We start from the raw sequence: 18575 nt of genomic DNA, 5'->3' as shown, positions 1-18575 counted from the left end.
TCGTCATTGCGAGCGAAGCGAAGCAATCCAGAGCGGCTTGCTCTACACGGGATTACTTCGCTTCGCTCGCAATGACGGAGAAGGCGTAGGCCATGGCCGACGGAACGCCCCGCACCCCGCTTGCGGTGGGAGCCGAAACGGCCGACCGCCTCTACATCATCGATGCCCGCAATCGCGTCGAGCGGCGCGTGCTGCTCGACTGGATCCACGCAACCTCGGGCGATCAGGAGCCCGCGTGGGTCAGTCTGGCGATCGCCGATGGCGACCATGCGCTCGATCTCGATCAGCTGAAGGAACGCCTTGCGGGGGCGTCCGACCGGCCGGTTGTGCCGCTGCGCGTCGCATGGCGCATCCCCAATTTCGAGCGCGACCGCGCGCTCAAGCTCCGCCATCTGATCTTTGGCGATCCGCGCCAGCCGGGCTCGCTGCGCGCGCAGATGATCCTGTGGCGCGACCGCCGCCGCGCGCAGATTTTGGTGGGCGAGGCGGCGACAGGGGCGGCACTCAAGGCCCGCTTCCTCGCCCAGACCGGCGGCGGCTGCGAGGAGGATGGCGCCGAATATGCGGGCTTCGTCGCGCGGCAGGCGGGGCTCGCGCTCGACGTCGCCGAACGCGGCATTCGCGGCAGCCGCTACAAAGTGCCGCGCTTCGTCGCCGACAGTCTGCGCACCGATCCGCGCTTCCGCGCTGCGCTCGCCGAATTATCCGCCTCGCTTGGGCGTCCCGTCGCCGAGCTGCTGCGCGAGGCGCGCCCGATGATGAAGGAGGTCATCGCGCGGCCGAGCGCGCTCTTCCTCGATCTGCGCGCGCGACTCGATCGCATGATGTTCGGCGGCTACGCGCCCGCGATGGAGATCGATGCGGTGGAGCTTGCGAAGCTGCGCGGGATATTGCGCGAGCATCCGACCTGCATCCTCTTCACCCACAAAACCTATATCGACGGTGCGACGCCCAGCCGGCTGCTCTATGAGAGCGACATGCCGATGCTCCACAGCTTCGGCGGCGCCAATCTCGATTTCGCGGTGATGGGCGAATTCTTCCGCCGGTCGGGGATGATCTTCATTCGGCGGAGTTTTCAGGATCAGCCGGTCTACAAGGCGGTGCTGCGCCACTATATCGCGTGGCTGCTCGCCAAGCGTTTCCCGTTGTCATGGGCCTTCGAGGGCACGCGCTCGCGGCTCGGCAAACTGATGCCGCCCAAATATGGCCTGATGAAATATGTTCTCGACGCCGCGCATGCGACGGGGACGCGCGACGTCCATTTCGTGCCCTTCGTCACCAGTTTCGACCTCATCCGCGACGTCGAGGAATATGCCGCCGAACAGACGGGGCGGAGCAAGAAGCCCGAATCGCTGTCGTGGTTTCTCGGCTATATGAAGAGCCTCAGGGAGCCGTCGGGCCGTATCCGGCTCGACATTGGCGAGCCGGTGGTGATCGATACGGCGCCCGCTCCCGACGACAAGCGCGCGCTCGAGAAGATCGCCTTCGCCGTCGCGGTCGAGGCGAACCGCGTCACGCCGCTCACGGTCACTTCGGTGATGTGCCTGATTCTGCTCGGCACCGCGCCGCGCGGCGTGACCGCCGCTGAATTGCTCGCGACGATCGGCGCGGTGACCGACTGGGCGCGAGCGCGCGGCATCCGTCTCAGCCGCGAACTCGAGAGCAGCGACGATGCCGCGCTGTCGGCGACCGTCGATACTCTCGTCGCAAGCGGGCTGCTCACGCGCTACGAAGCGGGCAGCGAAAATGTCTATTCGATCGAGCCCGCGAAGCATCCGATGGCGAGCTATTATCGCAACATCATCGCGCATCATTTCCTCGACCGCGCGATGATCGAACTGGCTTTGTGCGAACTGCGCGACGCCGACAGCCGCGACGCGACCGCAGCCTTCTGGGCGAAGATCGACCGGCTGCGCGATCTGTTCAAATTCGAATTTTTCTATCCCCCGCGCGACGAGCATCGCGCCGCGCTGGAGGCCGAACTCGAACGGATCGACCCCGTGTGGGACCGCCGCCTCGCCAGCGGCGACCGCGGGGTCGCCCAGCTCATTCGCCGCTGCCAGCCGCTTGTCGGCCATGCGATCCTGCTGCCCTTCGCCGAGGCCTATTCGGTCGTCGCCGAGATCTTGGCGCGCGCGCGGCCGGGTGACGAGGTTGACGAAAAGGCCTTGCTCGACGCCGCGCTGACCGAGGGGAAGCAGGCCTGGCTGCTCCGCCGGATCAGCAGCGAGGCGGCGATCGGGAAATTGCTGTTCGCCAATGGTCTGTCGCTGATGCGCCACATCGGGCTTGCCGGCACCGCGACCCCCGACAGCCTGATCGCGCGCCGCGCGCTGCTGATCGAATTGCGCGGGCTCGCCAATGTCATGGAATCGATGCGCCTCACGACGCTGGCGCTCGCCGATCGTTTGCCGACCCCAGGAGGATCAGATGCTTAAACAGCTCAGCGCGCAGGACGCCCAGTTCCTCTACACCCAGACCGCGAACAATCTGACGCACATCATGGGGGTCTATATTTACGATCCCTCGACCGCGCCGGGCGGCTTCGTGCGCTTCAAGGACATCATTCGCCACGTCGAAGGCCGCGTCCACACCTCGCCGCTGTTCAAGCGCCGCCTCCACCGCCTGCCGTTCGACATGGACCATCCCTATTGGGTCGAGGACGAGCATTTCGATGTCGAGGCGCATATGAGCCACGCGCGGCTACCCGAACCCGGCGACTGGCGGCAATTCTGCATCGCAGTCGCGCGCCATTTTTCGAAACCGATGGATATGAACCGGCCGCTCTGGGACATTTATGTCATCGAGGGGCTCGACCGCATTCCGGGCATTCCGAAGGGCAGCTTCGCGATGCTCCACCGCGTCCACCACGCCGCAGTCGACGGGGCATCGGGTGCCCACGCCTTTGTCGCGATGAGCGACATTGATGCGAAGGGAACGCCCGCGATTGCCGAACCGCCGCCGGTCGAGGATCTGGGCGACGCGCCGACGAGCGCAGAGACCCTCTCGCGCGCCTGGTCGGCGTCGATGCAGTCGCCGGTCAAGTTCATGAACGCGCTGATGAAGATGTCCCCCGCGATCCTTTCTGCGGCGCGCAAGTCGATCGCCGAGGGCGGCATGACCGCAGGCGTCCCCGAAACGCGTTTCAATGTCCCCGTCGGTCCGCACAAGATGTTCGACGGAACTTCGGTGGCGCTCGCCGATGTCGCGGCGATACGAAAGAAGGTACCCGGCGCGACGGTCAATGATGTCGTTCTCACCACTGTCGGCGGCGCGCTGCGCAAATATCTGGCGAAGCACAAGGAATTGCCGAAGGACAGCCTCGTCGCGGTTGCGCCGATCAATCTGCGCGGCAAGGGGGGCAAGGCATCGAAGCCGGGCAATCAGGTGTCGGCGATGAGCGTGCCGGTGCGCAGCGACATTGCCGATCCGCTCGCGCGGCTCGCGGCGATCCGCGATTATACGGTCGAGGCGAAGGAGGCGAAGGCGGGGGTCAGCGCGCGCATCATGACCGATCTGTCGCAGCATATTCCCGGCGCGACGATGGCGGCGGTTGCACGGCTTGTCACCAGCGAGCGCTTTGCGGTGCGCGGCACCAATCTCTTCATCTCGAACGTGCCGGGCGCGCAGGTGCCGCTCTATCTCGCGGGCGCGCAGCTCGTGACGCAGCATGGCATGGCGCCGCTCGCCAACAATATGGGGCTGTTCGTCGCGACGCCCAGCTACAATGGCCGGATCGCCTTTTCGATCATCTCCGAACGCGCGGTGATGCCCGACATCGCCTTTTTCCGTGAGTGCATCGACAACAGCTTTGCCGATCTGATGGCGGCCGTGCCCAAGCCCGAAAAGGCAAAAGCCGCTACGGCAGAGCCGAAGGCGGCACCCAGGGCGAAGGGTGGGACGAAAGCGCCGGCCAAAGTCACGCGGAAACCGGTTGCCAAAGGCAACGCAACCGGCAAGACTCAGAAAAAATAAACCATGTCTTGCAGGACGACCGCATGTTTTTCACCCCGACGCTCAGCGCCGACCGCGATCTCGTGACCGCTCCCGACTATGCCGCCTGGTCTCACGCGGCCCGGGACCATGACCGGAAATCGGGATTGCAGGCGTGGCGCGACAGCGACGAGAGCAAGCATTTCGACTATCAGGCGATCCGTGCGCGGCTCGAACGGCTGCGCAAACTGTCGGCGGCCGGCGACGTCAAGGGGCTGCTCTTCGTTCTCAACGAGGGGATCCACGGCAATATCGACGGGATGGGTCACGAGCGGCTTTATCAAAAGGCGCGCTTTGGCACGAAAAAACTGATCGAGGATTATGTCGCCGAGGTCGTGTCGGCACTGGACCGGATCGCCGCTGCGCGCAGCATCGGCCGCGACGAAAAGCGCGATTTTTTCCGTCGTGCCCAGCATTGCTATGGCCGCTCGGCGCTGCTTTTGTCGGGATCGGGCAGCTTCCTTTACTTCCATGTCGGGGTCGCGAAGGCGCTGTGGTCCGAAGGCGTATTGCCCTCGATCCTGTCGGGCGCCAGCGGCGGGTCGATCGTCGCCGCGATGGTGTGCACCCGCGCCGACCGTGATATTGGCGCCTGGCTCGACCGGGGCCAGCTCGCCACACCGGCCATCGAGCGCGATTATCGCCGCATGGCCGCCGCCGATGTCGCCGACCGGCTCGCCGAACTCATCCCCGATCTGACCTTTCAGGAAGCCTATGAGATCAGCGGTCGCCACCTCAACGTCTCGGTCGCGCCCGCCGAAAAGCATCAGAACGGTCGGCTGCTTAACGCGATCACCGCGCCCAATGTGCTGATCCGCGAGGCTGTCGCTGCTTCGTGCGCGGTGCCCGGCGTGTTTCCGCCGGTGATGCTGATGGCGCGTGACGAAGCGGGCAACCGCGTTCCCTATCAGCCTGACCGGCGCTGGGTCGACGGGTCGGTGACCCATGATATCCCGACCAAGCGGCTCGAGCGGCTCTATGGCGTCAATCACCATATCGTCAGCCAAGCGAACCCGATCGCGCTTCCTTTCGCGACCGACACGCGCAAGCAGATGGCGCCGATCGAGGCGATCCAGCACGCGTCGATGGCGACATTCAAGGCGTGGCTGAATGCCAATATGGTGATTTTCCAGAAGCCACTCGAATGGGTGCCGCCGCTCAACAGCCTCGCGAACATGGCGCGATCGGTGATCAATCAGGAATATACCGGCGATATCAACATCATCCGCCCGCCCAAATTCTGGTCGCCGGCGAAAATCCTGTCCGACCTGGGGCAGGAGGATATCGACGAACTGGTCGACACCGGCCAGCGCACCGCCTGGCCCAAGATCGAAATGGTGCGGACGCAAACCGCGATCAGTCGCGCGCTCGAGGGCATTTTGGCGAAGATTGACAAGGCGGGCGATGACGGCCCGGGCCATCGCAGCGGTGCGCTCCAAAAGGCAGTACGCTGATCATGGCGGCGGGCGCGGTGATCCTGCCCGCGGGCTCGGCGGGCGCCGGCGCAAAGCTGCACGTCACCCACTGGCTGCCCGAAGGCCGCCCGCGCGCAGTTGTGCTGCTCGCGCATGGTTATGCCGAACATGCCGGGAGATATGACCATGTGGCGAAGCGGCTGACCGACGCCGGTTACGCGCTTTATGCGATCGACCATTGGGGTCATGGCCGCTCGGACGGCACCCCCGGTTTCGTGCCGCGTTTTTCGGCCTTCACCGATGGGATGGCGGAGCTGTTGACGCGCGTCGAAGTCAATCATGGCGACACCCCGCGCTTGCTGCTCGGGCACAGCATGGGCGGGTTGATCGCGACCCTGTTCCTGATCGAGCGCCAACCGGCGTTCGTCGCCGCCGCGCTCTCGGGCCCCGCGATCCTGCCCGCCGCGCCGCCGTCGCGTTTCACCGTCTGGATCAGCCGTTTTCTGTCGCGCTTCTTTCCGCGCCTTGGCGTTCTCGCGCTCGATGCAAGTGGCGTGAGCCGCGATCCCGCGGTGGTCGCCGCCTATCAGGCGGACCCGCTCGTTTATCCGGGCAAGATCGGTGCGCGGCTGGGCAAGGAATTCATGGACGCGATGGCTGCGGCACAGGCGGGAGCGCCCAAAATCACGCTGCCGATCCTGATCCAGCATGGCGAGGCCGATCGCCTGACGGCCCCCGACGGCTCGCGCTATTTGTTCGACCATGTGTCGTCGGCCGACAAGACGCTCAAAATCTATCCCGGCCTGTTCCATGAAATCTATAACGAGCCCGAACAGGATGCGGTACTCGACGACCTGCTCGGCTGGTTCGACGCACATATCGCGGACTGATCGGCTCCGCACCGGAACCCCCTGCATCCGCAACCGTTCTTTTCCTTGAGGAGAAGACCATGGCCGAAACCAAAATCTTCGCGCGGCTGAAAGCCGATCATGATCGCCACCGCAAACTGCTGGGGCAGATCGACGACACGCACGGCGACAGCCCCGAACGCGAAAAACTGTTCGAGGCGTTTCGCGTCGAGGTGACCGCGCACGCGGCGTCGGAGGAAATGTCGCTCTACGCGACGATGCTCGGCAAGCCCGACCTGCGCGACGACGCGCAGCACAGCGTCGCCGAGCATAAGGAAATCGACGATCTGCTCACCGAACTTTACGAGATGGATTTCGCATCGACCGGCTGGCTGACGCGCTTTCGCACGATGAAGCACCGCTACCTCCACCATATCGACGAGGAGGAGGAAGAGATGTTCCCGGAGGCCGAGGAAGGTCTGTCGGAGGCGAAGAAAAAGGAACTCGCCGCAATCTTCGACAAGGAAAAGCCGAAGGAGAAGGCGAAAGCCGCCGCCGAGGAGCCATCGAGCGAAGAGGCTAAGGAATAGCGCGCGTACCTCGACTTTTGGCGCTTTCCCCGCCATAGGCGCGCGCCATGACCGACAGATTCACTTTCTCGATCGCCGCGACCGACGGCGCTGCGCGGACCGGCACCATAGCCATGAAGCGCGGTGAGATTCGCACCCCGGCCTTTATGCCCGTCGGCACCGCCGCGACAGTGAAGGCTATGCGACCCGCCGAAGTACGCGCGACCGGTGCCGACATCATATTGGGCAACACCTATCATCTGATGCTGCGCCCGACCGCCGAGCGGATGGCGCGGCTGGGCGGGCTCCACAATTTCATGGGCTGGGACCGCCCGATCCTGACCGACAGCGGCGGCTATCAGGTGATGAGCCTGTCGGCGCTGACCAAGCAGAGCGAAGAAGGTGTTGCGTTCAAGAGCCACCTCGACGGCTCGCGCCATATGCTGACCCCCGAACGCTCGATGGAAATCCAGCGCCTGCTCGGCAGTGACATCGTCATGGCGTTCGACGAATGCCCGCCGAACGGCGTCGATGCCAAGCGCGCCGAGGCGAGCATGGATCGTTCGATGCGCTGGGCGGCGCGCAGTCGCGCCGGTTTCGATGCGGGCGGCGAACATGCCGAACGGTCGGCGCTGTTCGGGATCCAGCAAGGCTCGCTCAACGAGAAACTCCGCGCGCGCTCGGCGGCGGCGCTGACCGACATCGGCTTCGACGGTTATGCGATCGGCGGGCTCGCGGTGGGGGAGGGGCAGGAGGCGATGTTCGGCGTGCTCGATTTCGCCCCGGCACAGCTTCCCGCCGACAAGCCGCGCTATCTGATGGGGGTCGGCAAGCCCGACGATCTGGTCGGCGCGGTCGCGCGCGGGGTCGATATGTTCGATTGCGTGCTGCCGACGCGCTCGGGCCGCAACGGTCAGGCCTTCACCTGGGACGGTCCGGTCAACATCCGCAACGCGAAGCATGCCGAGGATATGGGGCCGCTCGATGCGTCATGCGATTGCCCGGTCTGCACCACCTGGTCGCGCGCCTATCTCCATCATCTCGTCCGTTCGGGCGAGATGCTCGGCGCGATGCTGATGACCCAGCATAATCTGCATTTCTATCAGGCGCTGATGCAGGGGATGCGCGATGCGATCGCCGCCGGGCGCTTCACTTCGTTCCAGCGCGACTTCGACGCGCGTTACAAGCGCTGATCAATCGAGCTTGCTGAGCAGGTCCAGCATCGACTGCGGGATCACTTCGTCGACCGCAGACTCGTAAGCGCGGCGCAGGGCGATGTTCACATCCTGCGACTTTCTGGGGATTTTCTTTTCCGCGTCCTTTCCGGCCGGCTTTTTGGGCGACGGGCCGGAGTCAGACGACATTATCGAGGGATCCGTTGGACATATGGCCTGTTGCTAACCGCGCGTACACCAAACTGCAATGCGCCTTTGTTCTGTCCACATGAAACTATTTTGCCGCTAAATCGTTCCGCTATGGCATAATTATGTCGGGCGCGGGCGATGCGCGCTCGCCATTTTCCCGCTTTTGCGCGGGTTTCGAGGCAGGCTCGGTCCTGTATGAGGAGGTTTTACATGTCATTGGGTCAGGCGATCGCGCCGCATCTTCCCTATCTGCGGCGCTATGGCCGGGCGATTTCGGGGAGTCAGCAGAGCGGCGATGCGCTGGTCGCGCGCTTGCTCGAGACGCTGGTCGCGCATCCGGACGCGGTCGATACCGGCAGCGAGCTCAGAATCCAGCTCTACCGGATGGTCCATGACAATTTCGGCCTGGTGACTGAACAGGCCGCCGCCGAAGAGCCCGCCGGCGCCGATATCGCGATCGCCGATGCACGGCTGCGCCGTATCCCGTCGCTCGCACGGCAGGCGCTGCTGCTGACCGCCGTCGAGGGCTTCAGCGCGGCGGATACCGGCCGCATTATCGGCCGCGACGCCGATGCGGTGCGCGGGCTGATCGCCGAGGCGACCGACGAGATCGACCGCCAGACGCGCGCGCGCATCCTGATCATCGAAGATGAGCCGATCATCGCGATGGATATCGAAATGATCGTCCGCGATCTGGGGCATGACGTCGTCGGCGTGGCAACGACGCACCGCGAGGCGGTCGACGAGGCCAGGACCCACAAGCCCGGACTCGTGCTCGCCGACATCCAGCTCGCCGACAACAGCTCGGGGATCGAGGCGGTGCAGGAAATCCTGACCGGCATGGCGGTTCCGGTCATCTTCATCACCGCTTTCCCCGAACGGCTGCTGACCGGCGACCGGCCCGAACCGGCCTTCTTGCTCACCAAACCCTACCAGCCCGCGACGCTACGCGCGGCGATTTCGCAGGTGCTGTTCTTCGACGAATCGACCGTTCCGGCCTGACCCCGGTCGTTCCGGCCCTTGTCACGCGCGGCGACGCGGGTGATAGGGCAGGGCGATGACCGCTCCCGACGTCCCCAGCCGCCAGTCGGCGCTCGACCGGCTCACCGCCAACGCGCCCTTCCTCGCGCGCCTGGCCGAGCTCAACCCCGATGATGTGACGCGCTTCCTCGCCGAAGGCGCCGACGCCGCGCTCGCGGCGGTGACCGCGCCGCCGGTCGACGACGACATCATGGTCCGTCTGCGCCGCTGGCGCGGCCGGATCGCACTGCTGCTCGCGCTCGGCGATCTGTCGGGCGAGCATGATGTCGCGGCGACGACGCGCCACTTGACGGTCTTTGCCGACGCCGCCTGCGACGCCGCACTCGCCGCTGCCTTCGCCGAACGCGTGCCCGACGAGGTGGCGCAGGGGCTGTCGGTGATCGCGCTCGGCAAGCTCGGCAGCCACGAGCTCAACTATTCGTCCGACATCGACCCGATCCTGATTTTCGACCCCGACACGCTGCCGCGCCGGTCGCGCGACGATCCGGGCGAAGCCGCGGTCAGGATCGCGCGGCGGATGGTCGAAATCCTCTCGGCGCGCACGGCCGACGGCCATGTGTTGCGCGTCGACCTGCGCCTCCGGCCGCATCCCGAGGTCACGCCGATCGTGCTGCCGGTGAACGCCGCCATCTCCTATTATGAATCCGAAGCGCTCGCGTGGGAACAGGCGGCCTTCATCCGCTCGCGCGCCTCGGCGGGCGACCGCGCGCTGGGGGGCAGTTTTCTCGCGGCGATCCAGCCCTTTATCTGGCGCCGCAGCCTCGACTTCCGGCAACTCAAGGAAATCGGCGCGATGAGCGACCGGATTCGTGATCATTTCGCGCAGGGGCAGGCCTTTGGTCCCGGCTATGATCTGAAGCGCGGGCGCGGCGGCATCCGCGAGATCGAGTTTTTCGCGCAGGTGCATCAGCTGATCTACGGCGGCCGCGATCCGTCGCTGCGCCCGCCGTCGACGGTCGATGCGCTCGCGGCGCTCGCCGCAGCGGGGCGCATCGAGGCCGATGTCGCCGGGCGGCTGACGGACCATTATGCGACGCTGCGCCGGATCGAGCACCGGTTGCAGATGATCGAGGATCAACAGACGCACAGCCTGCCGACCCAGCCCGCAGCGCTCGATTGCATCGCGCGGCTCGACGGTCATGCCGATGGCGCGGCGCTGCTCGTGATGCTCGAACCCGTCGTCACCGACGTCGGCGCCTGCTACGACCGGCTCGTCGTCGAACGCGCCGTGACCACCGGCCTGCCACGCGACGAGGGCGAGCTTTCCGTCCGGCTGAGGGCCGCAGGGTTCGACCCGCCCGATGCCGCGCTGCGCACCATCGCCGAATGGCGCGGCGGAAAATTGCGCGCGCTGCGCAGCCCCGCCGCGCTCGACGCGCTCGAAACCGTGCTGCCCGAACTGGTGAAGGCGCTCGGCGCAGCGCCCGATCCGCAGGGCGCCTTGTTGCGCTTCGACAAACTGGTCGGCGGACTGCCCAGCGCGATCAATTTCTTCCATCTGCTCGCGGCGCAGCCCGAACTGGCGAAGATTGCGACGCGCATCCTGTCGATCGCGCCGACGCTCGCCGATGCGCTCGGCGCGCGGGTCGAATTGATCGAGGGGCTGATTGACCAGCGCGCGTTCGACGCGCCCGCGACCAAAGAGCAGTTGCGGGCCGAATGGGCACCGGGGCTCGCCGGACTCGATTATGAACGCCTGCTCGATCGCGTGCGCGACCGGGTGGGCGAGCGGCGCTTTGCCTATGGCGTGCAACTCATCGCCGGGGCGACCGATCCGCTGGTCATCGCTTGCGGCTATTCCGAACTTGCCGAAGCCGCGCTCGGCGTGCTTGCCGATGCGACCATAGCCGAATTCGTCGCGGCGCACGGGCGGATCGCCGACAGTGAACTCGTTGTGCTCGCTTTGGGCCGGCTTGGTGGACGCGCGCTGACCCACGCGTCGGACCTTGACCTCATCTATCTCTTCACGGGCGATCACCTCGCCGAATCCGACGGGCCGCGCCCGCTCGGCGCGACGACCTATTACAACCGCCTCGCGCAGCGCGTGACCGCTGCGATGTCGGTTCCGACCGCAGCGGGCAAGCTCTACGACGTCGACACGCGGCTCCGTCCACAGGGCGCGCAGGGCCCGCTCGTCGTCACTCTCGACAGTTTCGAACGCTATCAGCGCGAGGAAGCCTGGACGTGGGAGCATATGGCGCTGCTCCGCGCGCGGCCGGTCTATGGTTCGGATGCCGCGCGCGCCGAGGTCGAACGCATTATTGCCAACCTGCTCGCGGCGCCGCGCGATCCTGCCAGGCTGGCGGCCGATGCCGGGGAGATGCGCGACAAGATCGCCGCGCATAAACCCGCCAATGGCGCGCTGGACATCAAGGGTGGGCCGGGCGGGCTCGTCGACCTCGAATTTGCGATGCAGGTGACCCAGCTTGCCAGCGGCCGATGCCACGATCCCAATATCGCGGCCGCGCTCGCGTGCATGAAGGCGGTGGGGCTCGTTCCGGTGGAGGTTTGCGATGCCCATGGGTTGCTCGCGCGGATGCTGGTGATGCTGCGCCTGACCGCACCCGAGGGCGAACCCGCGACCGCTGCGGCGCGCCAACTCGTCGCGAGCGCGTGCGGCGAGCCGGGCTGGCCGCAACTGCTTGCCGCGCACGATGTCGCACGGCAGGAGATCGCCAACTGGTGGGCCTCGATTCGGCTCACCGCACGCCCCCAGCAGGAGACAGCAATATGAGCGGCCTTTCGATCGGAGACGCGATTCCCGCGGTCAAACTTCTCGATGCCGATGGCGCGGCGATCGATCTCGCAGGGATGACGGGCGCGCCGCTGGTCGTCTATTTCTATCCCAAGGCCGACACGCCGGGCTGCACGACCGAAGCGCAGGACTTCACCCGTCTTGCGCCCGAATTTGCGCATCTGAACGCGCAGGTTCTCGCGGTATCGCGCGATGCGCCCGCGAAACTCTGCAAATTCCGCGACAAATATGGCCTGACCGTTCGCCTCGCGTCGGACGAGGATGGCACGGTGTGCGAAGCTTTCGGCACCTGGGTCGAAAAACAGAATTACGGCCGCACCTATATGGGGATCGAACGATCGACCTTCCTGTTCGGCGCCGATGGAAAATTGGCCAGGGAGTGGCGCAAGGTCCGCGTGAAGGGCCATGCCGATGCGGTGTTGGAGGCTGCAAAGGCCCTGTGACCAGCCTTGGCGAAGCCGCGCATGCTGTCCTTTTGACCGCTGACCCGCACGACAAGCGTCGCGCGGCGCGCAGTTTCGCGCGTGCGTGGCGGCAGGGGCGGCTCGCCCATCGCTGCGATGCCCAAATGCCCGATCAGCCGGCATGGCCTGCCGCGCCCGAATTGCTGGCGCCAAATCAAATGCCCAAGCGCGGCAAGGGCGGCTCCGAACGCGGTCGCATCGCGCTGCTTCATGCGCTCGCGCATATCGAATTTGTTGCGATCGACCTCGCGGTCGATCTGGTCGGACGATTCGGCGGCGAATTTCCGCCCGCCTTCGTCGACGACTGGATCGGCGTCGTCGCCGACGAGGCGATGCATTTCGCGCTGCTCGACCGGCGCTTGCGTGCGCTCGGCAGCCATTATGGGGCTCTACCGGCGCATGCCGGGCTGTGGGAGGCCGCGCAGATCACCACCGATGACGCGCTGGCGCGGCTCGCGATCGTGCCGATGGTGCTCGAAGCACGCGGACTCGATGTCACCCCGGCAACGATCGAACGATTCGAAGCGGCGGGCGATACGGTGTCGGCGGCGATCCTGTCGCGCATCTATGTCGACGAAATCCGGCATGTGAGCGCGGGCACAACATGGTTCGGCTGGCTGTGCGATAAACGGGGATTCGAGCCTGCCGCGACATGGCAAAGCCTCGTAAAATCGCGATTTCGCGGCTCGTTGAAGCCGCCATTCAACGACTCAGCGCGCCACGACGCCGGTTTAACGCAAGAATTCTACGCCGTTATTGCTTCGTAAGGATTGGAACAGCACACAGGCTTCGCGGGGGATGAGCAATCATCCAAACCAACAAACACCGGCGCCAAGGCCCTTTGTGACTTTGGCGACATGGCAAATGCGGGGTCGTCGCTTTGATTAACACTCTTCTGGCGCAGAAGTTGCACCAAGCCGCCATTCTTTGCGCGGCAGCATGTTTCGGACTGGCCACCCCGGCCGTCCACGCCGCCGAAGCCAGCAGCGCAGCTGCTATCGTCGTTCCCGACGAACCCGATGACGACAGCTTCACCGCTGGTGTTCCGGCTCCCAGCGAAGACAGCGAAGCTCGTGCGATCTTCCAGGCCTGGAAGCGTCTCGACACCGGTCTTGCCGCCTCGGTCGGCATTGCGGTGCCCTCGCGCCGCCCGATCGACGCGATGTCGCTTTCTTCTTCCTATGGCATGCGCGTCCACCCGGTGACCGGCAAGCTTGCGCGTCACAATGGCATCGACATTCCCGCGCCGCGCGGCACCGCGATCTACGCGACCGCTGACGGTATCGTCGGCCGCGCCCAGCGCCTTGGCGGTTACGGCAATTATGTCGAGATTGAACATGGCAACATGATCCAGACGCGCTACGGCCACATGTCTTCCTACATCGTCCGCCCTGGCCAGCAGGTGAAGCGCGGCGAGATCGTCGGCTATGTCGGTTCGACCGGTCGTTCGACGGGCAATCACCTCCATTATGAAGTCCGCATCGAAGGCGCGCCGGTCAATCCGATGCCTTTCGTCCGGTCGGATCAGATGGCGATCGCGGCATTAACGGGAGACAAGCTCGCAATGGGCGGTCCCGAATAAGATAACAGAGCTTTCCTGGGTCGGAGAGGAGGGGCGCCCTTCGGTCAAAAGGCCGGGGCGCCCTTTTTATTTGCCGCAAAGGCCCTATGTTGCAGTCATGGCCACGCAGCTTTCCGAAATCACCCTGTCCCCCGCCGCTGCCGCGCGCGTCCGCTGGATTGCGACACGCAAGGGCGGAACCGAGGCGGCGCTGCGCCTTGCCGTCGATGGTGGCGGCTGTTCGGGCTTTTCCTATCGCTTCGGCCTCGCCGACAGCATTGATGACGATGATATCGTCACCGAAACCGACGGGGTGAAGCTCGTCGTCGATTCGGTCAGCATCGACCTGGTGCGCGGCTGTATCGTCGATTTCGTCGATTCGCTTGGCGGGTCGTCGTTCAAGGTCGAAAATCCCAACGCGGCCTCGGGCTGCGGCTGCGGCTCCAGCTTCTCGATCTGACGCCTTTCACAGCGCCGTGCTTGCTGCCATAGGTGCGGCATGAAAATCGCGACCTTCAATATCAACGGGATCAAGGCCCGTTTGCCGCGCCTCGTCGAATGGCTCGAAGAAACCCAACCCGACATCGCCTGCTTGCAGGAATTGAAATCGAGCGACGAAACCATGCCGACCAAAGAGATCGAGGCGGCGGGTTACGGCTTCCTCTATCATGGGCAAAAGGGCTTCAACGGCGTCGCGATCCTCGCCAAGGGCGCGCAGCCGGTCGAGACCCAGCGCGGGCTTGCGGGGGAGGCCGAGGATGAACAGTCGCGCTATCTCGAGGCCGACGTCCACGGCGTCCGCGTCGCGTCCATCTATCTTCCCAACGGCAATCCGCTGCCGGGCCCGAAATTCGATTACAAGCTGCGCTGGATGGCGCGGCTGCGCGAGCGCGCGAAAATGCTGCTGGCCTCCGAAATCCCGACGATCCTGACCGGCGACTATAATGTCATCCCGCACGACGACGATGTGTGGGACCCGCGCGCGATGGCAAGCGATGCGCTGATGCAGCCCGAATCGCGCGATGCGTGGTTCCGCCTGCTCGGCGACGGCTGGACCGACGCGCTGCGCAGCCGGTATCCGGCGGGCGGGGTTTGGACCTTCTGGGACTATCAGGCGGGCGGATGGCAGCGCGATCATGGCTTTCGCATCGACCACCTGCTGCTCAGCCCGGTGCTTGCTGACCGGCTGGTCGACGCCGGGGTCGACAAGGATCATCGCGGCCGTGAAAAAGCGAGCGATCACGCCCCGACCTGGGCGGTCCTCGCCTGACGCCTCGGAACTGGGGCCGATTGGCCCTAGGCGACCGCATCCATCAGGATGAAGGTGCCGTCCTGCCGTTGATGCGCGTTGATCAGCGGCACCAGCCGGGTGAAATGCTCGGTCTGGCAGTGGATATCGAGCGCCGCTTGGTCGGGCCATTCTTCGATGAAGATGAAATGGCCGGGATCCTTCTGATCTGTGAACAGCTCATAGGCGATGCACAGCGGCTCGGTTCGCGTTTTCGCGACCAGTTCGCGATAGAGCGGCAGGACGATTCCGACCGCTTCGGGCTTGATGAAATCCTCCGCGATGACCTTCAGCATCAGGCGGCGTCCGGGCCCAGCGGCTTGTCGTAGATTTGATAGACGCGGTTGACCTTCGCCTCGATCGCCGCGGCGACCGCGTTCATCCCCTGATTGTCGTCGAGTACCCAGCCGATGTCGCCGCGCTTCGCGCCATAATCGCGCACCGCGTCGCGGCGGATATATTCGATCATCATGAACGCGAGCGTGCTCGCCATGCGGCTGTTCTGCAGGCTTTTGACCACGCCCATCAGCGGCACGCGCATCGCCTTGCTCTTGGGCTTGCGCAGCCACCACAGCAATCGTGCCCAGTTGAAGGGGAGGAGCGATCCTTCCATGTCGATCAGCTGTTCGTTGAGATTGGGCAGCACGATCATGAAGGCGACGGGCTCGCCGTCGACCTCGGCGACGCGGATCAGATCCTCGAACACCATCGTTTTCAGTTTCTTGCCGACAAAGGCGATCTCGCTGTCGGTTAGCGGGACAAAGCCCCAATTGTCCGACCACGCATCGTTGAGGATCCCCATGATCAGTCGCGCTTCGTCATCGAAGCGGCGCTTGTCGACCTTGCGAATCCGGATACGCGCGTTCTTTTCGCCTGCGGCAACGATGCGGTTCACCAGCGGCGGAAAGCCATCGACGATATCGACCGTGAAGTTCAGCAACTGCTTGACCGGGCGATAGCCGGCGTCTTCGATCCAGCCGCGATAGAGCGGGCTGTTGTGGCCCATCATCACCGTCGGCGGTTCCTCGAAGCCCTCGATCAGCAGGCCGGGTTCGTCCCAGACCGAAATCGACAGTGGCCCGAGCGCGCGGTGCATTCCCTGCGCGCGCAGCCAGTCTTCGGCCGCGTCCAGCAGGGCCTGCGCGGTGTCGCGATCCTCGGCCTCGAGCAGCCCCCAATTGCCGGTGCCGGGCCCCATGCCCTGTTCGGCGGGCTGGGTGAGCGCGAGTTCGTCGATATGTGCGGAGATGCGCCCGACGGTGCGCCCGTCGCGCCGCGCGAGGAACAGCTGCGCCTTGCCATGCTCGAACCAGGGATTTTTCCCGGGGGTGAGCAGGGCGAAAGCCTCGCCCTTCAGCGGCGGAACCCATGCCGGATCACCGCGGTTGAGCCGAAAGGTCAGCTCGACGAATTCGCGCAAATCACCCTTGTTTTTGACAGGGTGGATGGTGATCGGGCCTTGGGAATGCGCGGTCATGGCTGGTTTCCTGAAATGGGTGTCCTATATTCGGCTCGACGCATTAGGGCATCGCCGCCGCCGTGGCGACCCGCTTTTGGCCATTTTGCTGCCACGAAATCATGATGAAGAGCGAAGCTATGTTAGCGATGAACACTCTTGTCGATCGGTTGTCGGCTCCGTCCGGGGCGGCGATGCCGAAATCCGCGATTGCCGACGATATGGCGATGATCCGCGCCGCGTCGGAATTGACGCGCGACCTCACCGCGCCCAGCGCACGCATCTACTGGACCGATTTTCTCGCCTCGACCTTCATCGGCTATGCCGGGGTTGCCGCGGCGATTTTTGCGCCCTCGACGTTGTGGATGCTTGCCGCGGCGCTCGTCGCGGTGATCGCGCTCTATCGCGCCGGCAGCTTTATTCACGAGCTGACCCATATTCGCAAAAATGCGCTGCCGGGTTTCCGCCTGATGTGGAACATCCTCGTCGGCGTGCCGCTGCTGATCCCGTCCTTCCTCTATGAAGGCATCCACAGTCTGCACCATAACCGCACCAAATACGGCACGGCCGACGATCCCGAATATCTGCCGCTCGCGCTGATGAAGCCGTGGACGGTGCCGCTCTTCGTCGTCGTGTCGGCGTTTGCGCCGCTCGCGCTGCTCTTCCGTTTCGCCGTGCTCACCCCGCTGTCGTTTGCGATCCCGCCGCTGCGCCGGGTCGTTGTGGAGCGCTATTCGGGGCTGATTATCAATCCGATGTTTCGCCGCAAGCCGCCCGAGGGCGAGTTTCGCCGGCAATGGGCTTGGCAGGAAGGCGGCGCCTGGGCGTGGTCGACCTTGCTAATCGTTGCTGGCGTTCTCGGCTGGGTACCGCTGCGCGCGCTGCTGATTTTCGGCGCGATCGCTTCGGCGACGCTCGTGCTCAACCAGATTCGCACCCTTGTCGCGCATCTGTGGGAAAATGACGGCGACGTGCTGACGGTAACCGCGCAGTTTCTCGACAGTGTCAACGTCCCGCCACCGGGCGTACTGCCCGAGCTGTGGGCGCCGGTGGGGCTGCGCTATCATGCGCTGCATCATCTGCTGCCCGGGGTTCCCTACCACGCGCTGGGTGAGGCTCACCGTCGTTTGAAGGCGGCGCTGCCCGCCGATTCGCAATATCATGCTGCCAATTATCGCAGCTTGCCGAAGCTGGTGATCAATCTCGTTGCCGGCGCGGCGCGCGGCGGCGCCGCAGTCTGAGCGGCCGAATCGGCGCGCCATCTGGCGCGCAGGGGTTGCGCGCGGCCGGAAGCCCCGACACTCCGGCAACCTTCGTCGCTCGGCACTTCATTAGGGGGCGAGTAAGGCGAGGCAGTAGCCGCCGCCATTATAGAGCCGCTGCATAGAGCGACGGCATCAATCCAACGCTCGTAACCCACCCGGGAATTCGACACGGCGCTCTTAAGGGCGGCGATGTCACTAATGGCGAGCGCCGCCGCTGCCCGGCTTTGGGGCGCGTCGGCGGTCGGAATGATTGGCGAGGCATTCGGTCCCTCGCTCACCTCTTCCAACGCCTCGATTCGGATCGCGTTATCATTGCGGGATAGAGTCGGCGGGCGGTCTTTCATTGAAAACGCAGGAATCGGGTGGGGAGCGAAGGGCCTCCCGGTCGACAAGGGTACGCGGCGGCAATCGCCTTCCCAAGGATTCCCGTTGGTCTTGCGAATCTCTGCATCGGGGCGGGGCAGGGCGTGCGTGCGCGAGCGTTCTGGAAACAGGTGATTTCCGGGGTTTTGTGGTGGATTGAAACAAAATTGCAAAAAGGTTGTTGACCCGAATC

General features: G+C 64.9%; 18 protein-coding genes. 14 read left to right on the top strand and 4 right to left on the bottom strand.

Annotated features, from left to right (window positions below; all coding sequences use genetic code 11):
- The first annotated feature begins 92 nt into the window (after nucleotides 1-92).
- Genes AC1RRJ_RS17550 through tgt form a run of 6 tightly spaced genes read left to right on the top strand, consistent with a single transcriptional unit; the run spans nucleotide 93 to nucleotide 8018 of the window.
- A complete protein-coding gene (locus AC1RRJ_RS17550; RefSeq protein WP_493125031.1) occupies nucleotides 93-2438 on the top strand; it encodes a glycerol-3-phosphate 1-O-acyltransferase in 2346 nt (781 codons plus the stop codon).
- Nucleotides 2431-3975: a wax ester/triacylglycerol synthase family O-acyltransferase gene (locus tag AC1RRJ_RS17545; protein WP_493125029.1), complete on the top strand. Its 1545-nt coding sequence runs from the start codon at nucleotides 2431-2433 to the stop codon at nucleotides 3973-3975. Before AC1RRJ_RS17550 ends, AC1RRJ_RS17545 begins: the two co-directional genes overlap by 8 nt.
- 23 nt (nucleotides 3976-3998) lie before the next feature.
- Nucleotides 3999-5447 (top strand): DUF3336 domain-containing protein, encoded by a 1449-nt coding sequence (locus tag AC1RRJ_RS17540; protein ID WP_493125027.1) that lies wholly within the window; start codon nucleotides 3999-4001, stop codon nucleotides 5445-5447.
- A gap of 2 nt (nucleotides 5448-5449) precedes the next feature.
- Nucleotides 5450-6298 carry an alpha/beta hydrolase gene (locus tag AC1RRJ_RS17535; RefSeq protein WP_493125025.1) on the top strand — a complete coding sequence of 283 codons (849 nt, stop codon included), beginning with the start codon at nucleotides 5450-5452 and terminating at the stop codon, nucleotides 6296-6298.
- A 59-nt stretch (nucleotides 6299-6357) separates the two neighbouring features.
- A complete protein-coding gene (locus AC1RRJ_RS17530; RefSeq protein WP_493125023.1) occupies nucleotides 6358-6846 on the top strand; it encodes a hemerythrin domain-containing protein in 489 nt (162 codons plus the stop codon).
- A 47-nt stretch (nucleotides 6847-6893) separates the two neighbouring features.
- Nucleotides 6894-8018: a tRNA guanosine(34) transglycosylase Tgt gene (gene tgt, locus AC1RRJ_RS17525; RefSeq protein WP_493125021.1), complete on the top strand. Its 1125-nt coding sequence runs from the start codon at nucleotides 6894-6896 to the stop codon at nucleotides 8016-8018.
- On the opposite strand, the gene AC1RRJ_RS17520 is transcribed toward tgt, so the two are convergent.
- On the bottom strand, nucleotides 8019-8189 hold the full coding sequence (locus AC1RRJ_RS17520; protein ID WP_493125019.1) for a NepR family anti-sigma factor: 171 nt from the start codon (nucleotides 8187-8189) through the stop codon (nucleotides 8019-8021).
- 210 nt (nucleotides 8190-8399) lie between these two features.
- On the opposite strand from AC1RRJ_RS17520, the gene AC1RRJ_RS17515 reads away from it, so the two are divergent.
- The 7 genes from AC1RRJ_RS17515 (at nucleotide 8400) to xth (ending at nucleotide 15280) form a co-directional block, all read left to right on the top strand.
- Nucleotides 8400-9191, top strand: coding sequence for a response regulator (locus tag AC1RRJ_RS17515; RefSeq protein ID WP_493125017.1), 792 nt, complete (start codon nucleotides 8400-8402; stop codon nucleotides 9189-9191).
- A gap of 55 nt (nucleotides 9192-9246) precedes the next feature.
- Nucleotides 9247-11964: a bifunctional [glutamine synthetase] adenylyltransferase/[glutamine synthetase]-adenylyl-L-tyrosine phosphorylase gene (locus AC1RRJ_RS17510; protein ID WP_493125015.1), complete on the top strand. Its 2718-nt coding sequence runs from the start codon at nucleotides 9247-9249 to the stop codon at nucleotides 11962-11964.
- Nucleotides 11961-12428, top strand: a complete 468-nt coding sequence (locus AC1RRJ_RS17505) for a peroxiredoxin (RefSeq protein WP_493125013.1) — start codon at nucleotides 11961-11963, stop codon at nucleotides 12426-12428. Before AC1RRJ_RS17510 ends, AC1RRJ_RS17505 begins: the two co-directional genes overlap by 4 nt.
- Nucleotides 12425-13216, top strand: coding sequence for a ferritin-like domain-containing protein (locus AC1RRJ_RS17500; protein WP_493125010.1), 792 nt, complete (start codon nucleotides 12425-12427; stop codon nucleotides 13214-13216). Before AC1RRJ_RS17505 ends, AC1RRJ_RS17500 begins: the two co-directional genes overlap by 4 nt.
- 140 nt (nucleotides 13217-13356) lie before the next feature.
- A complete protein-coding gene (locus tag AC1RRJ_RS17495) occupies nucleotides 13357-14031 on the top strand; it encodes a M23 family metallopeptidase (protein ID WP_493125008.1) in 675 nt (224 codons plus the stop codon).
- Between the two features lie 97 nt (nucleotides 14032-14128).
- Complete coding sequence (gene erpA / locus AC1RRJ_RS17490) at nucleotides 14129-14470, top strand: iron-sulfur cluster insertion protein ErpA (RefSeq protein WP_493125006.1); 342 nt, start codon at nucleotides 14129-14131, stop codon at nucleotides 14468-14470.
- Nucleotides 14471-14509: 39 nt separating this feature from the next.
- Nucleotides 14510-15280, top strand: coding sequence for an exodeoxyribonuclease III (gene xth / locus AC1RRJ_RS17485; RefSeq protein WP_493125004.1), 771 nt, complete (start codon nucleotides 14510-14512; stop codon nucleotides 15278-15280).
- Between the two features lie 26 nt (nucleotides 15281-15306).
- On the opposite strand, the gene AC1RRJ_RS17480 is transcribed toward xth, so the two are convergent.
- Together AC1RRJ_RS17480 and AC1RRJ_RS17475 are read right to left on the bottom strand one after the other, a co-directional pair.
- Nucleotides 15307-15594, bottom strand: coding sequence for a putative quinol monooxygenase (locus AC1RRJ_RS17480; RefSeq protein WP_493125002.1), 288 nt, complete (start codon nucleotides 15592-15594; stop codon nucleotides 15307-15309).
- Nucleotides 15594-16775: an N-acetyltransferase gene (locus AC1RRJ_RS17475; RefSeq protein ID WP_493125000.1), complete on the bottom strand. Its 1182-nt coding sequence runs from the start codon at nucleotides 16773-16775 to the stop codon at nucleotides 15594-15596. The genes AC1RRJ_RS17480 and AC1RRJ_RS17475 overlap by 1 nt, the downstream gene beginning before the upstream one ends.
- Before the next feature lie 173 nt (nucleotides 16776-16948).
- Here AC1RRJ_RS17475 and AC1RRJ_RS17470 point away from each other — a divergent pair, with 173 nt between their 5' ends.
- A complete protein-coding gene (locus AC1RRJ_RS17470) occupies nucleotides 16949-17995 on the top strand; it encodes a fatty acid desaturase family protein (protein ID WP_493124998.1) in 1047 nt (348 codons plus the stop codon).
- Here AC1RRJ_RS17470 and AC1RRJ_RS17465 read toward each other — a convergent pair.
- Nucleotides 17926-18575 (bottom strand): hypothetical protein (locus tag AC1RRJ_RS17465; RefSeq protein ID WP_493124996.1); only part of this gene is annotated, 650 nt, incomplete at its 5' end. The genes AC1RRJ_RS17470 and AC1RRJ_RS17465 overlap by 70 nt on opposite strands.

The organism is Sphingopyxis sp. GW821-FHT12C06 (assembly GCF_058807415.1).
Note: the sequence above shows the minus strand (reverse complement) of the source record. Positions and strands in the feature narration are given on the sequence as shown.

Excerpts from the sequence above, each read along its gene's own strand:
- erpA (WP_493125006.1), top strand. The coding sequence starts at position 14,129 with ATGGCCACGCAGCTTTCCGAAATCACCCTGTCCCCCGCCGCTGCCGCG.
- AC1RRJ_RS17515 (WP_493125017.1), top strand. The coding sequence starts at position 8,400 with ATGTCATTGGGTCAGGCGATCGCGCCGCATCTTCCCTATCTGCGGCGC.
- AC1RRJ_RS17535 (WP_493125025.1), top strand. The coding sequence starts at position 5,450 with ATGGCGGCGGGCGCGGTGATCCTGCCCGCGGGCTCGGCGGGCGCCGGC.
- AC1RRJ_RS17545 (WP_493125029.1), top strand. The coding sequence starts at position 2,431 with ATGCTTAAACAGCTCAGCGCGCAGGACGCCCAGTTCCTCTACACCCAG.
- AC1RRJ_RS17510 (WP_493125015.1), top strand. The coding sequence starts at position 9,247 with ATGACCGCTCCCGACGTCCCCAGCCGCCAGTCGGCGCTCGACCGGCTC.
- xth (WP_493125004.1), top strand. The coding sequence starts at position 14,510 with ATGAAAATCGCGACCTTCAATATCAACGGGATCAAGGCCCGTTTGCCG.
- AC1RRJ_RS17530 (WP_493125023.1), top strand. The coding sequence starts at position 6,358 with ATGGCCGAAACCAAAATCTTCGCGCGGCTGAAAGCCGATCATGATCGC.
- AC1RRJ_RS17505 (WP_493125013.1), top strand. The coding sequence starts at position 11,961 with ATGAGCGGCCTTTCGATCGGAGACGCGATTCCCGCGGTCAAACTTCTC.
- AC1RRJ_RS17475 (WP_493125000.1), bottom strand. The coding sequence starts at position 16,775 with ATGACCGCGCATTCCCAAGGCCCGATCACCATCCACCCTGTCAAAAAC.
- tgt (WP_493125021.1), top strand. The coding sequence starts at position 6,894 with ATGACCGACAGATTCACTTTCTCGATCGCCGCGACCGACGGCGCTGCG.
- AC1RRJ_RS17540 (WP_493125027.1), top strand. The coding sequence starts at position 3,999 with ATGTTTTTCACCCCGACGCTCAGCGCCGACCGCGATCTCGTGACCGCT.
- AC1RRJ_RS17480 (WP_493125002.1), bottom strand. The coding sequence starts at position 15,594 with ATGCTGAAGGTCATCGCGGAGGATTTCATCAAGCCCGAAGCGGTCGGA.
- AC1RRJ_RS17470 (WP_493124998.1), top strand. The coding sequence starts at position 16,949 with ATGCCGAAATCCGCGATTGCCGACGATATGGCGATGATCCGCGCCGCG.
- AC1RRJ_RS17550 (WP_493125031.1), top strand. The coding sequence starts at position 93 with ATGGCCGACGGAACGCCCCGCACCCCGCTTGCGGTGGGAGCCGAAACG.
- AC1RRJ_RS17520 (WP_493125019.1), bottom strand. The coding sequence starts at position 8,189 with ATGTCGTCTGACTCCGGCCCGTCGCCCAAAAAGCCGGCCGGAAAGGAC.